At 36.7% G+C, this 15,891-nt stretch carries 13 protein-coding genes; 9 read left to right on the forward strand and 4 right to left on the reverse strand.

The window, feature by feature from the left end; all coding sequences use genetic code 11:
• Positions 1-57 precede the first annotated feature (57 nt).
• Both BM361_RS06270 and BM361_RS06275 read left to right on the forward strand, forming a co-directional pair.
• Entirely contained in the window at positions 58-336 is a 279-nt protein-coding gene (locus tag BM361_RS06270) for a Sec-independent protein translocase subunit TatA/TatB (protein WP_074977672.1), read from the forward strand.
• Between the two features lie 187 nt (positions 337-523).
• Entirely contained in the window at positions 524-901 is a 378-nt protein-coding gene (locus BM361_RS06275) for a phosphatase PAP2 family protein (RefSeq protein WP_175496548.1), read from the forward strand.
• Here the strand turns inward: BM361_RS06275 and BM361_RS06280 are convergent.
• On the reverse strand, positions 884-1,525 hold the full coding sequence (locus BM361_RS06280; RefSeq protein WP_074977675.1) for an O-methyltransferase: 642 nt from the start codon (positions 1,523-1,525) through the stop codon (positions 884-886). The two genes, BM361_RS06275 and BM361_RS06280, sit on opposite strands and share 18 nt — an antisense overlap.
• Positions 1,526-1,590: 65 nt before the next feature.
• Between BM361_RS06280 and kynU the strand changes: the two genes are divergently transcribed.
• Complete coding sequence (gene kynU, locus BM361_RS06285) at positions 1,591-2,856, forward strand: kynureninase (RefSeq protein WP_074977677.1); 1,266 nt, start codon at positions 1,591-1,593, stop codon at positions 2,854-2,856.
• Between the two features lie 79 nt (positions 2,857-2,935).
• Here kynU and BM361_RS06290 read toward each other — a convergent pair whose 3' ends face one another.
• Entirely contained in the window at positions 2,936-3,961 is a 1,026-nt protein-coding gene (locus tag BM361_RS06290) for a glutamine synthetase beta-grasp domain-containing protein (RefSeq protein WP_038265900.1), read from the reverse strand.
• A 269-nt stretch (positions 3,962-4,230) separates the two neighbouring features.
• Here BM361_RS06290 and BM361_RS06295 point away from each other — a divergent pair, with 269 nt between their 5' ends.
• The 3 genes from BM361_RS06295 (at position 4,231) to BM361_RS06305 (ending at position 10,648) form a co-directional block, all read left to right on the forward strand.
• Positions 4,231-6,417 carry a glutamine synthetase III family protein gene (locus tag BM361_RS06295; RefSeq protein ID WP_038265895.1) on the forward strand — a complete coding sequence of 729 codons (2,187 nt, stop codon included), beginning with the start codon at positions 4,231-4,233 and terminating at the stop codon, positions 6,415-6,417.
• 243 nt (positions 6,418-6,660) lie between these two features.
• Positions 6,661-7,839, forward strand: a complete 1,179-nt coding sequence (locus tag BM361_RS06300) for an AIR synthase related protein (protein WP_074977679.1) — start codon at positions 6,661-6,663, stop codon at positions 7,837-7,839.
• A 256-nt stretch (positions 7,840-8,095) separates the two neighbouring features.
• Positions 8,096-10,648 (forward strand): adenosylcobalamin-dependent ribonucleoside-diphosphate reductase, encoded by a 2,553-nt coding sequence (locus tag BM361_RS06305; protein WP_074977680.1) that lies wholly within the window; start codon positions 8,096-8,098, stop codon positions 10,646-10,648.
• Positions 10,649-10,703: 55 nt separating this feature from the next.
• Here the strand turns inward: BM361_RS06305 and BM361_RS06310 are convergent, their stop codons facing one another.
• A complete protein-coding gene (locus BM361_RS06310; protein WP_038265887.1) occupies positions 10,704-11,357 on the reverse strand; it encodes an ATP-binding cassette domain-containing protein in 654 nt (217 codons plus the stop codon).
• 423 nt (positions 11,358-11,780) lie between these two features.
• Here BM361_RS06310 and prfA point away from each other — a divergent pair, with 423 nt between their 5' ends.
• Genes prfA through BM361_RS06330 form a run of 3 tightly spaced genes read left to right on the forward strand, consistent with a single transcriptional unit; the run spans position 11,781 to position 14,518 of the window.
• Positions 11,781-12,854 (forward strand): peptide chain release factor 1, encoded by a 1,074-nt coding sequence (prfA, locus tag BM361_RS06320; RefSeq protein ID WP_074977683.1) that lies wholly within the window; start codon positions 11,781-11,783, stop codon positions 12,852-12,854.
• A gap of 49 nt (positions 12,855-12,903) precedes the next feature.
• Positions 12,904-13,728, forward strand: a complete 825-nt coding sequence (gene pyrF / locus BM361_RS06325) for an orotidine-5'-phosphate decarboxylase (RefSeq protein ID WP_074977685.1) — start codon at positions 12,904-12,906, stop codon at positions 13,726-13,728.
• Complete coding sequence (locus BM361_RS06330) at positions 13,715-14,518, forward strand: helical backbone metal receptor (protein WP_074977686.1); 804 nt, start codon at positions 13,715-13,717, stop codon at positions 14,516-14,518. The genes pyrF and BM361_RS06330 overlap by 14 nt, the downstream gene beginning before the upstream one ends.
• A 591-nt stretch (positions 14,519-15,109) precedes the next feature.
• On the opposite strand, the gene BM361_RS06335 is transcribed toward BM361_RS06330, so the two are convergent.
• The gene (locus BM361_RS06335) at positions 15,110-15,808 is read right to left on the reverse strand and encodes a DUF4197 domain-containing protein (RefSeq protein WP_038265875.1); all 699 of its coding nucleotides are present in this window, start codon (positions 15,806-15,808) and stop codon (positions 15,110-15,112) included.
• Positions 15,809-15,891 lie beyond the last annotated feature (83 nt).

Below are 15,891 nucleotides of genomic sequence, written 5' to 3' on the forward strand. Positions count from 1 at the left end.
TTCATTTGTGGTAACACGCATAATGTTCTATATATTTGCAAAGAATAAGAAAGAATTATGATGTTTCTTTTTATAAGCGGAACCGAAATTGTATTTATCCTCTTTATAGTGGTAATGGTTTTTGGTGCAGATAAGATACCGGAAATTGCCAGAGGGTTAGGGAAAGGTATGCGTCAACTTAAGGATGCAACGAATGATGTAAAAGCGGAAATACAAAGAAGTGCCGAAAAACAAGGTATAAATACCGATGAAATTACAGGTAATATAACCAAAGAAATAGACGATATTAAAAAAGACATTGATGATGTGACAGGTTCTATTAAGCGTCGCATGTAGGTTTATGTTTAATGATATCAAGGATATAGATACCAGTTTTTTTATTTTTCTTAATAGTCTGGGGGCCGAAAAGTATGATTATTTTTGGATCTCAATAACCCAGATTTATTTCTGGATTCCCTTCTACATAATTTTAGCTTTGATCCTGGTAAAAACCTTTGGCAAGAGTTTGGGCAAAAGAATAGCTATGTATGCAGTCTTCTTGCTTGGCGTTACCATACTGATTACAGAATCAGTTAGGATGATCGTTGGACGAATAAGACCTAATAATGCTGGACTTGAAGAAGTGATTAGAGTCTTGCAATTTCCTGTCAATAACAGCTTTTTTTCCGGGCACGCTGCGAATTCATTTAGCCTTACCACCTTTTTCGTGATGTTGCTTTGTAGAAAAAGTAAGTGGTATGTGTTGCTATACCTATGGCCACTGCTTTTTAGTTATAGCAGGATATATGTTGGAGTTCATTACCCTTCTGATATTTTGGTGGGAAGTATAGTAGGAGTTCTTTTAGGGGGTTCTGCCTACAAAATTTTAAAAAGGAATAGCCTGTTAAATAACCCGACATAAGGTTAACCCATCTCTGATAGGCAGTAATACAGTCTCCACTCGCTTATCTTCTTTGAGTTTTTTATTATAGGCTTTTAAAGCAATAGTGCTTTTGTCGTTAGGCTTGGCTTCTCTCAGTACCTTACCACTCCAAAGAACATTGTCTGATAAAATGATGCCTCCGGGATTCATTTTTTCAATAATCAGATCAAAATAACGAGAATAATTCTCCTTGTCGGCATCGATAAAGACTAAATCGAAATTTGAATCAATCTCGGGAATAAGATCTAGGGCATTTCCTAAGTGCTGAACAATTCGATCCCCAAAACCACTTTTGTCGAAGTAGGTGCGTTGCAGCTCTTGTAGTTCTTCATTAATGTCAATGGTGTGGAGTGTGCCGTCTTTTTTAAGGCCTTCCGCCAGACAAATTGCCGAATACCCGGTATAGGTCCCAATTTCCAGTATGCACTTGGGGTTGATTAATTTTGATAAGATGCTGAGTACTCTTCCTTGAAAATGACCACTAAGCATTCTGGGTTGTAGAACTTTTAAGTGGGTCTCACGATCTAACTCCTGAAGTAATTTAGGTTCATCCTCAGAGTGATTTGCAATATAGTTTTCTAGTTCTGGCGAGATAAAATGCATCTTAATGGTTTTTTACAAATGTACTTAATTTTGATTGTTTATTTTTGAATTAAAAAAGGATAAGGATGCAATTTGAAAATACCAGAGCATATGCCGCGAGCCTGGATCGTCAGGATGAACTTTTGAAATATCGTAACGAATTCGTTTTTCCCAAAGTGAATGGGAATGATGTTATTTACTTTACAGGAAATTCTCTTGGGTTACAGCCAAAAAATGCTAAAAAGTATGTAGATGAAGTGATGCAGGATTGGGCAGAGCTGGCTGTGGAAGGGCACTTTTATGCTGAAAAACCATGGTGGGACTACCATGAAAGATTAGCAGCTCCTTTAGCCAGGGTGGTAGGGGCAAAAACAGATGAGGTCACAGTCATGAATACGTTAACCGTGAATCTTCACTTGCTTATGGTTTCTTTCTATAATCCCAGTGCTGCCAGGTTTAAAATTATATGCGAAGAAAAAGCGTTTCCTTCAGATCAGTATATGTTGGCGAGCCAGGTGCGTTTTCATGGGTACGACCCAAAAGAAGCTATAGTGGAGATAAAGAAGCGTCCGGGAGAGAATTTTTGGCGCGAAGAAGATGTTTTAGCTAAGATTGAGGAAGTCGGTGATGAATTGGCATTGGTGTTGATTGGTGGTGTGAATTATTACAACGGACAGGTTTTTAATATGAAAGCCATTACCCAGGCAGGGCACAAGGCAGGAGCAATTGTTGGTTTTGATCTTGCCCATGCAGCAGGTAATATTAAATTAGAACTTCATGATTGGAATGTAGACTTTGCAGCTTGGTGTAGTTATAAATATATGAATTCCGGACCTGGAAATGCATCTGGGATTTTTGTTAACCAAAGACATTTAGGGAAGAAAGATATACCGCGATTCGAAGGTTGGTGGGGTCATAATAAAGACCGTAGATTTCTTATGGAGCCGGAGTTCGATCCTATGCCAAATGCAGAAGCCTGGCACCTTAGTAATGCTTCAATATTGTCTTTTGCACCGTATTTGGCCTCGCTGAAAATGTTTGATGAAGTTGGGATGGATGCCTTGGTAGAAAAAAGTAAATTGTTAACTTCTTATCTGGAGTTTATTTTAAAGGAGGTCGACAAGAATGTGGATGCCTCGTTTGAAATTATTACACCGCAAGATCGCGGATGTCAACTCTCAGTGTTTTTACACGGAAAAGGACGTGAGATATTTGATTACCTTATGAAAAATGGAGTAATTGTAGACTGGAGAGAACCCAATGTGATTCGGTTAGCTCCTGTGCCTTTTTATTGTTCTTTTGAAGATATGTTTACGTTTGGCGAAATATTGAAAAAGGGGTTGACGTCTTAGTATTATTTTGTGTGAATATAAAAAAAGAGCCGGTTAAATAACCGGCTCTTTTTTATTATAATAGCTTAAAACGTAGTAATTATGCAGTTGCAACTTCTACTTCAACATTCTTTACAGTTTCAATGATTCTTCCAGCTACTTTGTAAGGATCTGCATTTGATGCCGGACGTCTGTCTTCTAACCATCCTTTGTATCCTTTCTCTACAGTGATAATAGGGATTCTTATTGAAGCACCTCTATCAGAAACACCGTAGCTAAAGTCATTGATTGAAGCTGTTTCGTGAAGACCTGTAAGACGTTCGTCGTTGAATTCACCGTAAACCTCAATGTGTTCTTTAGTAACAGGACGGAATGCTTCACAAACTTTATCGTAGATTTCTTTAGAACCACATGTTCTAAGAAGCGTGTTTGAGAAATTGGCGTGCATACCAGAACCATTCCAATCACCTTTAACTGGTTTTGGATGGTATTCAATATAGTATTGATATTGTTCAGCTAGTCTGTCTAATAAATATCGTGCAACCCAGATTTGGTCACCCGCATTTTTTGCACCTTTTGCAAAAATTTGGAATTCCCATTGTCCACACGCTACTTCCTGGTTGATACCTTCGAAGTTAAGTCCAGCCTCGATACAAAGATCAGCATGCTCTTCTACGATGTCTCTTCCGTGGGTGTTTTTCCCTCCAACAGAACAATAGTAAAGACCTTGAGGCCCAGGGTATCCACCAACAGGGAATCCTAAAGGAAGCTCTGTTTTGGTGTCCATGATAAAATATTCTTGTTCAAATCCGAACCAGAAGTCATCATTTTCATCGTCAATCTGAGCTCTGCCGTTCGTCTCGTGTGGTGTTCCATCTGCATTTAGAACTTCAGCCATTACAAGGTATCCGTTCTTTCTCGCTGGATCTGGATAGATAGCAACAGGCTTTAAAAGACAGTCTGAATCTCCACCTTCAGCTTGTTTGGTAGAAGAACCGTCAAAAGACCATATCGGGCAGTCTTCTAGTTTTCCACTAAAATCTTCTTCAATCTTCGTTTTACTTCTCATGTTTTGAGTTGGATAGTAACCATCCAACCAAATGTATTCGAGTTTTGCTTTACTCATATTTTGGCGGTTTAAAAATTGAACACTAAATACGATGCAAATATAAGTTATAGAACAATATACGCATTAAAATTAGGGGGTGTATTTTTAATTTTCGTGTAATTTTTATTATTACCCCATTTTAGAAGGGGGTGTATTGAGATTATTGGTATTTTTGAGGCTTCATATTGAATATTTTTTAATAATGCCCATTTTAAATGCTTGAAAAATTGTAACTTACATTTGTCTTATTGGAGAATGTTTTAATAGAAATACAAAACTTATATAATATGTCAAACATCAGATTAGAGGCGATCAAAGAGACCTTTAATAGAAAACCTCTTGAAGTTGCCGAACAGGGAAAACGTTCAGATTTGTTTCAGGTGAATGTTTTTAACGAAATGTCGATGCGTCAATTTATGACTAAAGAAGCTTTTACTTCTGTGATGGATGCCATCGTTCATGGAAAGAAAATAGATCGTAAAATAGCTGATCAGGTAGCTTCGGGTATGAAGGCATGGGCATCCAGTAAAGGAGCGACGCATTATACGCACTGGTTTCAACCATTAACTGGAACTACAGCAGAAAAGCATGACGCTTTTTTTGAAACTCAAAGTGATGGACAGGCGATTGAAAAGTTCGGGGGAGGACAGTTGGTGCAGCAAGAACCCGATGCGTCTAGTTTTCCAAGTGGTGGAATAAGGAATACATTCGAAGCAAGAGGCTATACTGCCTGGGATCCAACATCTCCTGCTTTTATATATGGAACGACGTTGTGTATTCCTACCGTGTTTGTTTCTTATACAGGAGAGGCTCTCGATTATAAGGCGCCTCTGTTAAGGGCTTTGCAGGCTGTTGATCAAGCAGCAACCAGCGTTGCTAAATATTTTGATAAAAATGTAACGAAGGTTAATGCTACTTTAGGTTGGGAGCAGGAATATTTCCTGATCGATAAAGCGCTTGCCTATTCCAGACCGGATATAGTTCTTTCAGGGAGGACTCTTTTAGGGCATTCACCGGCTAAAGGACAGCAATTGGATGATCATTATTTCGGTTCTATTCCAAGTAGGGTGATGAGTTATATGCGCGAATTGGAAATGGAATGTTTGAAACTTGGAATTCCTGTGAAGACAAGGCACAATGAAGTTGCGCCGAATCAATTTGAATTAGCCCCAATTTTTGAGGAAGCCAATTTAGCTGTTGATCATAATACGTTGTTGATGGATGTTATGGATAAGACGGCAGATAAGCATAACTTAAAGGTGTTATTTCATGAAAAGCCATTTGCAGGAATAAATGGTTCCGGAAAACATAATAACTGGTCTTTGTCTACGAACACAGGAGTGAATTTGTTGGCGCCTGGATCTACTCCAATGAAAAATTTGCAGTTCCTTACCTTTTTTATTAATACCATAAAAGCAGTTAATGAGCATGAGGAGTTGCTGCGAGCGTCAATAGCTTCGGCTACCAACGATCATAGATTGGGGGCGAATGAAGCTCCGCCTGCAATAATTTCAGTATTTATTGGAGCTCAATTAACCAAGGTGCTTGATGAGCTGGAAGATGTTTCTAAAGGTAAATTATCTCCACAGGAAAAAACAGATCTCAAGCTTAACGTTGTAGGTAAAATTCCGGATGTTCTTCTTGACAATACAGATAGGAATAGAACCTCTCCGTTTGCTTTTACGGGAAATAAATTTGAATTCAGAGCTGTAGGATCAAAGGCAAATTGTGCAAATCCCATGACGGTGCTGAATACGATTGTTGCAAAGCAATTAATGGAATTTAAAAAAGAAGTAGATGCACTTGTTGCAAAGAAAAGCCTGAAAAAGGATGAGGCTATCTTCAATGTATTGCGAGAGTATATTAAGGCTTCTAAGAAAATCAGGTTCGAAGGAGATGGATATAGCCTTGTCTGGGAGAAAGAAGCAGGTAAAAGAGGATTGAGCAATAATAGGAAGACCCCTGAAGCTTTAAAAGCGATGGTGAGTAAAAAGACCATTGAGCTTTTTGAGGAAATGAGTGTGATGAATAAAATAGAATGTGAAGCTCGACATGAAATAGAACTCGAAGAGTATACCCTTAAAGTACAGATAGAAAGTAGGGTACTGGGAGATATTGCAAGAAATCATGTTATCCCAATTGCAATCCGATATCAAAATACCTTAATTGATAACGTAAGAGGTTTAAAAGATATCTTTAGTAAGGAGTATAAAAAGTTAGCTTCTGAGCAAATGGATTTAATAGAGCATATATCGTATCATATAGCTGAAATTAACTCCAGTGTTAGCGCGATGATAGAGGAGCGTAAAAAGGCAAATAAATTAGAGAAATCACAAATTAAAGCAGATGCATACTGTGAAAAAGTATTGCCTTTCTTTGATACCATTAGGTATCATTGTGATAAATTGGAATTAATGGTTGATGACGATCTTTGGCCATTGACAAAATATAGAGAAATGTTGTTTACTAAATAGTATAAGACTAATTAATTAGATATGTTTTTATCTGTTTTTTTAATGGCTTTGTCGATTTAGAACCTGGTTAGTAGGAGTTGTGGAATATGTTTTACTATCTTTAGCTTGCTATTAATCAATATAATATTGTGGGTCAAGGATATTTTGTCCTAACCAAAAAAAAGGGAAGTAATTCCCGAAAGCACGTAAACTTTTGTTTGCGTGCTTTTTTTTAATATGTACTTTTGTGCAAACAATATAATTATGGGTTCGGATATAAGTAAAAGATATAGTCAAAGAGGAGTTTCGGCATCCAAAGAGGATGTGCATAACGCTATTAAAAATGTAGACAAAGGGCTCTTTCCTAAGGCTTTTTGTAAAATAGTGCCAGATTATTTGACAGGTGATGACGAATATTGTTTGATTATGCATGCGGACGGGGCTGGGACCAAAAGTTCGCTAGCGTACATGTACTGGAAGGAAACAGGAGATGTTTCTGTTTGGAAAGGGATAGCTCAAGATGCACTAATAATGAATATAGATGATTTGCTGTGCGTAGGGGCTGTTGATAATATCCTGCTTTCTTCAACTATAGGTAGAAATAAGAACCTGATTCCCGGCGAAGTTATTTCAGCAATTATTAATGGTACAGAGGAGTTGATTGAAGAATTGAAAGGCTTCGGTGTTGAGATTCATTCAACAGGTGGTGAGACGGCTGATGTAGGTGATTTGGTTAGGACTATTATTGTAGATTCTACCGTGACTGCAAGAATGAAGCGTGAAAATGTTATAGATAATGCTAATATCAAGGAAGGTGATGTTATTGTAGGCTTGGCCTCTTTTGGTATGGCGTCTTATGAAAAAGAATACAATGGTGGTATGGGGTCTAATGGGTTAACCTCTGCTCGTCATGATGTTTTTAATAAATACTTGGTAGGGAAATACCCGGAAAGTTTTGATGCAGCGGTACCAGAAGAATTGGTGTATTCCGGTAACGTTAAATTGACCGATGATGTAGAGGGTGCGCCTGTCGATGCAGGGAAATTGGTGTTGTCGCCAACCCGTACCTATGCCCCTGTAATTAAAAAGGTTTTGTCAAAATATAATGCAAATGATATTCACGGGATGATTCATTGTAGTGGTGGAGCTCAAACCAAAATACTCCATTTTATTGACAATCTCCATATCGTAAAAGATAATATGTTTGATGTGCCGCCTTTGTTTAAATTAATTCAAGAGCAGTCTAAGACAGATTGGAAAGAAATGTATCAGGTTTTTAATTGTGGACATAGAATGGAGCTTTATGTTGATGAGTCCATTGCTTCGGATATCATAAGTATTTCTGAATCTTTTAATGTAGATGCAAAGATTGTGGGTAGGGTTGAAGCTTCTGATAATAAGAAGTTGACTATTAAATCTGAATATGGTACCTTTGAGTATTAGAATATAATTGGAAACGTTATATGGGAAGACACTGTGTTATGCAGTGTCTTTTTTTGTGAAATTATTTTAATTAAAATTTACAAAAAATATAAAAACTTGTAAACTTTTTTATGTTTATAAATTTATAAACAACTGTAAACCAATTAATTAAGCATTTTAATTTGTTCACTTTATGATATTTGTCATGATTTAGTTTTAATTTTTGTTTACTTTTATAGTGTGTAAATCAAATTAGTCTCACCTAAAATCTATTGCTATGAATGTGACAAAGGCAGCTATGCCAAGTAAGACCTATTCTCAAGAAGAAGCTTATCAGGCTTCGTTAAAATACTTTAATGGTGATGACCTGGCTGCTCGTGTCTGGGTTAACAAATACGCCTTAAAAGATTCTCAGGGGAATATTTACGAATTGACCCCTGATGAAATGCATAGAAGAATTGCTAAGGAAATCGCCAGAATTGAGGTGAAATATCCGAACCCCATGTCTGAAGATGAAGTTTATGAGCTTATTAAAGGTTTTAAATATATAGTTCCTCAGGGTAGTCCTATGGCAGGAATCGGTAATCCTTTTCAAATAGCTTCGCTGTCCAATTGTTTCGTTATTGGTAATGAAGGAATGTCTGATTCTTATGGGGGAATTATGAAGATCGATCAGGAACAAGTTCAATTAATGAAACGTCGTGGAGGTGTTGGTCATGATCTGTCTCATATACGCCCGAAAGGCTCTCCTGTTAAAAACTCAGCATTAACATCTACAGGGTTAGTGCCTTTTATGGAGCGTTTTTCCAACTCTACCAGGGAAGTGGCCCAAGACGGAAGAAGAGGTGCATTGATGTTGTCAGTGGCTATAAACCATCCGGATGCCGAAGATTTTATCGATGCTAAAATGGAGCAAGGTAAAGTAACGGGTGCCAATGTTTCTGTCCGTATTGATGATGAATTTATGCGAGCCGTCGAATCAGATAGTATTTATACTCAGAAATTCCCGGTTTATAGTGATAACCCAAAGGCAACAGTAGATATTAAAGCAAAAGTTCTTTGGGATAAAATAGTGCACAATGCATGGAAGTCTGCCGAACCAGGTATTTTGTTTTGGGATACCATCATTCGTGAATCAGTGCCTGATTGTTATGCAGATTTAGGCTATAATACAGTTTCAACGAATCCGTGTGGCGAGATTCCATTGTGTCCTTACGATTCTTGTCGATTGTTAGCTATTAATCTGTTCTCATACGTAGAGAAGCAGTTCACTAAAGAAGCGAAGTTTAATTTTGAACTCTTTGCGAAGCATGTGGCGTTTGCCCAACGTATAATGGATGATATAATCGATCTTGAGTTGGAAAAAATAGATGCAATACTTGCTAAAATCGATGCAGATCCGGAAACTGATGAAGTTAAATTAGTAGAGCGTAATTTGTGGCTGAATATTAGAACCAAGGCCATGGAGGGTAGAAGAACAGGAATTGGCATCACTGCAGAAGGAGATATGCTGGCAGCACTGGGGATGCAGTACGGAAGTGATGAGGCTGTAAACTTTTCAGTTCAAGTTCATAAGACGATTGCACTGGAGGCATACAGGGCTTCGGTGAATACGGCAAAAGAGCGCGGGGCCTTCAGTATTTTTAATTCGGAAAGAGAAAAGAATAATCCATTCATTCTTCGTTTAAAGGAGGCAGACGATAAACTGTATTATGAAATGTTGGAGCATGGAAGACGAAATATAGCGCTACTGACCATAGCACCGACAGGTACCACAAGTTTAATGACCCAGACATCATCGGGAATTGAGCCCGTATTTTTACCTGTATACAAAAGAAGAAGGAAAGTAAATCCTAATGATAAAGATGCCCGGGTTGACTTCGTGGATGAAGTTGGAGACTCTTGGGAGGAGTATACCGTTTTTCATCATCGATTTAAGGAGTGGATGACTGTAAACGGATACAGTACTGAGAAGAATTATACGCAAGTGGAATTGGATGAATTAGTGAAAAAATCACCATACTATAAAGCGACTTCTAACGATGTAGACTGGTTGAGTAAGGTGCACTTGCAAGGAGCGGTTCAAAAATGGGTAGATCATTCCATAAGCGTAACTATTAATATGCCGAACGATGTTTCAGAAGAACTCGTAGGTAAACTATATTTAGAAGCTTGGAAGTCTGGATGTAAAGGGGTAACGGTTTATCGTGATGGATCGAGGTCAGGAGTCTTGATCTCTAACGAAGAAAAGAAGGATGATGAACAAGATACCTTAACTCATTTTCCAACTGACAGGCCTAAAACATTAGAAGCAGATGTCGTTCGCTTCCAAAATAATAAAGAGAAATGGATAGCATTTATTGGGTTGATAGATGAAAAGCCTTATGAGATTTTTACCGGTTTAGCAGACGATGAAGATGGTATTCACATACCTAGATGGGTAGAAACCGGTCTCATAATTAAAAATAGAGATGAAAAGGGAAATTCTCGTTATGATTTTCAGTATCAAAATAAAAGAGGATATAAAACTACCATTGAAGGGTTGTCTCAAAAGTTTGACCCCGAATACTGGAACTACGCTAAATTAATTTCAAGTACACTTCGACATGGTATGCCTATTGAAAAAGTGGTAGATTTAATAAATAGTCTGCAATTAGATAGTGAGTCTATTACTACCTGGAAGAATGGTGTAGCAAGAGCATTGAAAAGGTACGTTCCCGATGGAACCGAAATTAATGGACAGAAATGTACCAATTGTGGTGGCAAGAACTTAATTTATCAGGAAGGTTGCCTGACATGCAAGGATTGTGGGTCCTCTAAATGCGGATAATTTTTGTTTTCAATACTATAAAAAAACCTCTCTTTTTAAGAGAGGTTTTTTATGTCTATAGTTTATTTACGTAATTATAGTCTTCCAGTTGAGTTAATTGGTTTATAGGAATCGAACAACCATTTTTTATCAGGAAAATAAAATCAGAAGTATTGACAATATGTGCATACATATGATCTGTAATTAGAATCCCTTTATTTTTCTTCTCTTGATGAATAATGTCAATTAAAGTTTCAATATAAACAGGGGTGATATGTGAGAATGGCTCATCTAAAAACACAAAGTTTGTTTTGCTTTTAATAATCAGGTAGACTTCAATAATTCTTTTTTCACCTCCGGATAATAACTTGAAGGTGTCTGTTTTGTGCTTTTCTAGCAGAGGAAAAAGAGTGACGAACTTATTCCAGTCGACATTGAATAGCTTAAAAGCCCTATAGACTTTAAGGTCATCCGGCATAAAATGGTGCTGGGGCAGGTATTTTGCCTGGTTCTTGCTATAAAGTGGCCTTAGGTGTGGTTTTTTATTTATTCTGATTAGTTTTCTCTCCGGACTCAAATATCCAAATAGCACAGCTAATAAGCTGCTTTTTCCGGAACCATTGTTTCCCAGTAAACCGGTAATCTTCCCTTTTTCAATTTTAATGTAAATGCCTTTGAGGACTTCAAGGTTCTCAAAGCTTAGTTCTATGTTGTCCGCTTCAAGAATCATATGAATAAGTTGTAAAGACTTTTGCAAATGATGGTGAGGATGATTTCTATCGCGAAAACGAATACAAATAAATAGCGAACTCCAACACCCAGGTTAAGGTAAAAAACAAGCTTTTTTTTAAGCGTGGTTTTCGTGTAAAAGAACCATAAGAGACAAATTAATAAAGCTTTTAATCCAATAATTTGTAGTGAACTCGAATTGCTCCATAGCATGAAAAGGTTGATTATTAACGATGATATTATAAATTTTTGATAAAATAGAAATATAACAGCTGTTCGGTTCATGTTATAAATTTAAAAGAATGTCTTATTTAAAAGTGGATATTTTAAACATTTTTCATTTTTGTTTATATTTCATATGGAACCCAGTCCGTAATATGTTCTTAAAAAATTGTACTTTTGCTGGGCATTTAGAATTGCTTTTATGTTAGATAGATTAAATATAGTTAAACAGAGGTTTGATGAGGTTTCGGACCTTATTATTCAGCCAGATATCATTGCAGATCAAAAACGTTATATACAGTTAAATAAGGAGTACAAAGACCTTAAAGAAATTGTTGATAAACGTGAAGAGTATATTCTCCTTACCGGAAACATCGAGGAAGCCAATGAAATAATTGAAGATGGCAGCGATGATGAAATGGTGGAGATGGCCAAAATGCAAATGGAAGAAGCCAAGCAAAAACTTCCTCAATTAGAGGAAGAAATAAAATACATGCTTATTCCAAAAGATCCCGAAGATGCAAAGAATGCTGTGATTGAAATACGAGCAGGAACAGGTGGTGATGAAGCATCTATTTTTGCAGGTGACCTTCATAGGATGTACACTAAGTATTGTCAAAGTAAAGGTTGGAGTGTAAATGTGGTTGATTTCAACGAGGGTACTTCAGGAGGCTTCAAGGAAGTTATTTTTGAAGTAAACGGTGAAGATGTTTACGGTACTATGAAATTCGAAGCTGGGGTTCATCGTGTGCAAAGGGTGCCGCAAACAGAAACGCAGGGTCGGGTTCACACAAGTGCGGCTACCGTAATGGTTTTACCTGAAGCTGAAGAGTTTGATGTTGAATTGAATATGAGTGATGTTCGAATTGAAAGAACAACCTCAACCGGTCCTGGAGGTCAGAGTGTAAACACTACCTATTCGGCAATTAAGTTGCATCACGAACCAACAGGTATTATCGTGAGTTGTCAAGATGAGAAATCTCAACATAAGAACTTAGAAAAGGCGACTAAAGTGTTGCGTTCGCGTTTATATGAAAGAGAGCTTCAAAAGAAAATGGAAGCAGATTCTGCCAAGCGTAAAAGTATGGTTTCTAGTGGTGACCGAAGTGCCAAGATTAGAACGTATAATTATCCGCAGGGTAGGGTAACCGATCATAGAATTGGACTAACACTATACGATCTTTCCAAAATAATGGATGGAGATATACAGAAGTTTATTGATGAACTTCAGTTGGTGGAAAACACCGAAAAATTAAAAGAATCAGACGTTTTTTAAATACACAAACCTTGAGTAAATTCAAGGTTTTTTTTATAATATTTTTTGAATGACAACCGAGCAACTTGTAGAGCAAATTAAGCATAAAAAATCCTTTTTAACTGTCGGGCTGGATGTAGATCTGAATAAAATCCCTAAACATTTATTGGCGACTGAAGATCCGATCTTTGAATTTAATAAAGCTATTGTAGATGCTACACATCATGTAACAGTTGCTTATAAGCCTAACACTGCCTTCTATGAGGCATATGGAATCGATGGGTGGAAGTCCTTAAAAAAGACCATTGAGTATATCAATGATACCTATCCAGAAGTATTTACGATTGCTGATGCAAAAAGGGGTGATATTGGAAATACCTCTACAATGTATGCCAAAGCATTCTTTGAAGATATGAATTTTGACAGTGTTACAGTAGCACCCTATATGGGCAAGGACTCTGTAGAACCGTTTTTGAGTTTTGAGGATAAACATACCATCTTGTTGGCACTAACATCAAACCAGGGCGCTTTTGATTTTCAGACTAAAGAAGTCGATGGGGTTACTTTGTACAAACGGGTGTTGGAAACTTCAAAAGAATGGAAGAATAGTGAAAATTTAATGTATGTTGTGGGCGCAACTAAAGCAGAATATCTTGGGGATATCAGAAAAATTGTTCCCAATAGTTTCTTATTAGTTCCCGGAGTTGGCGCTCAGGGAGGTAGTTTGTCTGAGGTGTGTAAATATGGTATGACTAATGAGGTCGGTTTGCTGGTAAATTCTTCCAGAGGAGTTATTTATGCTTCCAATGGAGAAGATTTTGCTCAGGCAGCTTGTATAGAAGCTGAAAAACTTCAGCAACAAATGAAAGACATCATGACCGATGCAGGTATTTAAAGATCAGTTAGATCGATTTATTTATCTTAAAGGGAGCCCGAAAAGAATTGTTTCCTTAGTACCTTCCCAAACCGAACTATTGTATGATCTTGGTTTGGGAGACCAAATTATCGGACTTACAAAGTTTTGTGTACATCCAAAAGATTTTAAAAAAAGTAATACGATTGTAGGGGGAACCAAGCAAGTTCGGGTTAAAAAAATCGCCGATCTTAAGCCCGATATTATATGTTGCAATAAGGAAGAGAACACCAAAGAATTGGTTGAGGAGTTAATGAAGATAGCCCCTGTTCATGTATCTGATATCAATACCTTATCAGATAGCTTATCACTAATGAGACAATACGGTGAAATTTTCAACTGCGATTTGGTAGCTCAGAAACTAATACAGGAAATAAGAGAAAAGCATAAACAATTCACCACTTATGCCTTAGAGCAGCCTCCGGTTAAAGTAGGGTATTTTATATGGAAGGACCCTTGGATGGTAGCAGCTGACAATACTTTTATAAATCATCTTTTAGAGATGAATAATTATAAAAATGTATTTTCCGGACTTGTAAGATATCCGGAAATAAGGAAAGAAGATCTTGAAAACTTTGAAACTCCAGATGTGGTTTTTCTTTCCTCAGAACCTTTTCCTTTTAAAAAAGAACATATGGAGACCATCAAAGAAATGTTTCCAAAATCAAAAGTTAAATTGGTTGATGGAGAATATTTCTCTTGGTATGGATCAAGGCTGAAAAGCGCTTTTGATTATTTCCTGGAATTACGAAAGCAATTAGAGATTATATAAATAAAAAAGGGTGCATTGCACCCTTTTCTAAACTAGCTAACTCTAAATAATTATAAATGTGAGAACAAATTATTTACTTGCAAAGATCTTCTTTTAAATCTAAATTGATGTTAATTATTCGTTAGTTATGTATTAAAATATTCGAATACAAACACCAGTATTTAAATTGTTAAAACTGTATGAAATATCCAACGGCAGATTTTTAATTATATTGTATAGATATCCGAAAAAGATTCATTTTTCTAGTAATTATTATTTTCTGTTCTGATTTTTCCACAAACTAAATATAACTGCTATAGAGAATAATATTCAAAACTGATGTTTGAATAGCATGCTGACATGTAGTTTGTTACAGATTAAGAAGTAAGTCAGGAATTATATATAAAAGACAAGTTAATTACCTGTTAAAAGAAGATTATCTACCATTTTAAAGTTGTCTAGGCCCGGTGCAACAGTATAGATAGAGTATAGTTAAAGTATGGATAGGGTATGGATAACCTATGTATGAGCTAAGGCAACATTATAGGTAAACTATCAAAGACAGTATTCATTAGAACCCGTCTTTGATAGTCATTATAAGATACAATATGATTAATCTTGTAAGGCAAATACTTGTTGTAGTAAGGCTGTGGATCTCGAAGAAATGTTATTTCTAATTTTATTTTCTTCAAAGGCGATCATAGTGAAAACACCTTGCATAGTTTCACCTGTAACATAATCAGGTAAATCAGTATTCACAGGAACCGTAAGGGGTAGCGCGTTATATTTTTTAATAATCGTACTCCATATTTGAGTAGCTCCGACATTATCCAGTGAACTTTTTATTACCGGATTAAATTTGCTGTATAATTCATTGCTGGTTTTCTCCTCCAAATAAAGCGTGGCTGCATTATCGGGTCCCATTAAAATATTTTTCGCATCATTAAAGGTCATTTCCTTTACCGCATTGGCGAATATAGGGGTCCCTTCCTTCACAGCATTTTCAGCTGCTCTATTTAAAACCTTTAACCCCTCATCTGCCAGACTCGATAAGCCAATCTTTCTAAGGGTTTTGTCAACCTTTTGTAATTCTTCAGGTAATATGATTTTTACTAAATCATTTTTGTAAAACCCATCTTCTTGAGTGAGTTTAGAAACCTGTTTATCAATGCCTTGGTCTAGAGCCTCCTTAAGACCCGTGGCTATTTGATCGTTACTTAGTCCAGCGCCAGGTAATTGATTAACTACTTGCTGTAACTCTGAACAGCTATAAGTGGTGATAATTAAAAATAAAGCAATTAGCTTTTTCATAAGATTTAAGGGTTTTTATTTTCGAGTGGATCAAAGATAAATAAAACCGACAGTATACCATGTTAAGTATTGATTATCTGGAA

This window comes from Zhouia amylolytica, assembly GCF_900116365.1.
In the GTDB taxonomy this organism is placed as follows: Bacteria; Bacteroidota; Bacteroidia; order Flavobacteriales; family Flavobacteriaceae; genus Zhouia; species Zhouia amylolytica.

Excerpts from the sequence above, each read along its gene's own strand:
- BM361_RS06295 (WP_038265895.1), top strand. The coding sequence starts at position 4,231 with ATGTCAAACATCAGATTAGAGGCGATCAAAGAGACCTTTAATAGAAAA.
- prfA (WP_074977683.1), top strand. The coding sequence starts at position 11,781 with ATGTTAGATAGATTAAATATAGTTAAACAGAGGTTTGATGAGGTTTCG.
- BM361_RS06270 (WP_074977672.1), top strand. The coding sequence starts at position 58 with ATGATGTTTCTTTTTATAAGCGGAACCGAAATTGTATTTATCCTCTTT.
- pyrF (WP_074977685.1), top strand. The coding sequence starts at position 12,904 with ATGACAACCGAGCAACTTGTAGAGCAAATTAAGCATAAAAAATCCTTT.
- BM361_RS06275 (WP_175496548.1), top strand. The coding sequence starts at position 524 with ATGTATGCAGTCTTCTTGCTTGGCGTTACCATACTGATTACAGAATCA.
- BM361_RS06280 (WP_074977675.1), bottom strand. The coding sequence starts at position 1,525 with ATGCATTTTATCTCGCCAGAACTAGAAAACTATATTGCAAATCACTCT.
- BM361_RS06335 (WP_038265875.1), bottom strand. The coding sequence starts at position 15,808 with ATGAAAAAGCTAATTGCTTTATTTTTAATTATCACCACTTATAGCTGT.
- BM361_RS06300 (WP_074977679.1), top strand. The coding sequence starts at position 6,661 with ATGGGTTCGGATATAAGTAAAAGATATAGTCAAAGAGGAGTTTCGGCA.
- BM361_RS06290 (WP_038265900.1), bottom strand. The coding sequence starts at position 3,961 with ATGAGTAAAGCAAAACTCGAATACATTTGGTTGGATGGTTACTATCCA.
- kynU (WP_074977677.1), top strand. The coding sequence starts at position 1,591 with ATGCAATTTGAAAATACCAGAGCATATGCCGCGAGCCTGGATCGTCAG.
- BM361_RS06310 (WP_038265887.1), bottom strand. The coding sequence starts at position 11,357 with ATGATTCTTGAAGCGGACAACATAGAACTAAGCTTTGAGAACCTTGAA.
- BM361_RS06305 (WP_074977680.1), top strand. The coding sequence starts at position 8,096 with ATGAATGTGACAAAGGCAGCTATGCCAAGTAAGACCTATTCTCAAGAA.
- BM361_RS06330 (WP_074977686.1), top strand. The coding sequence starts at position 13,715 with ATGCAGGTATTTAAAGATCAGTTAGATCGATTTATTTATCTTAAAGGG.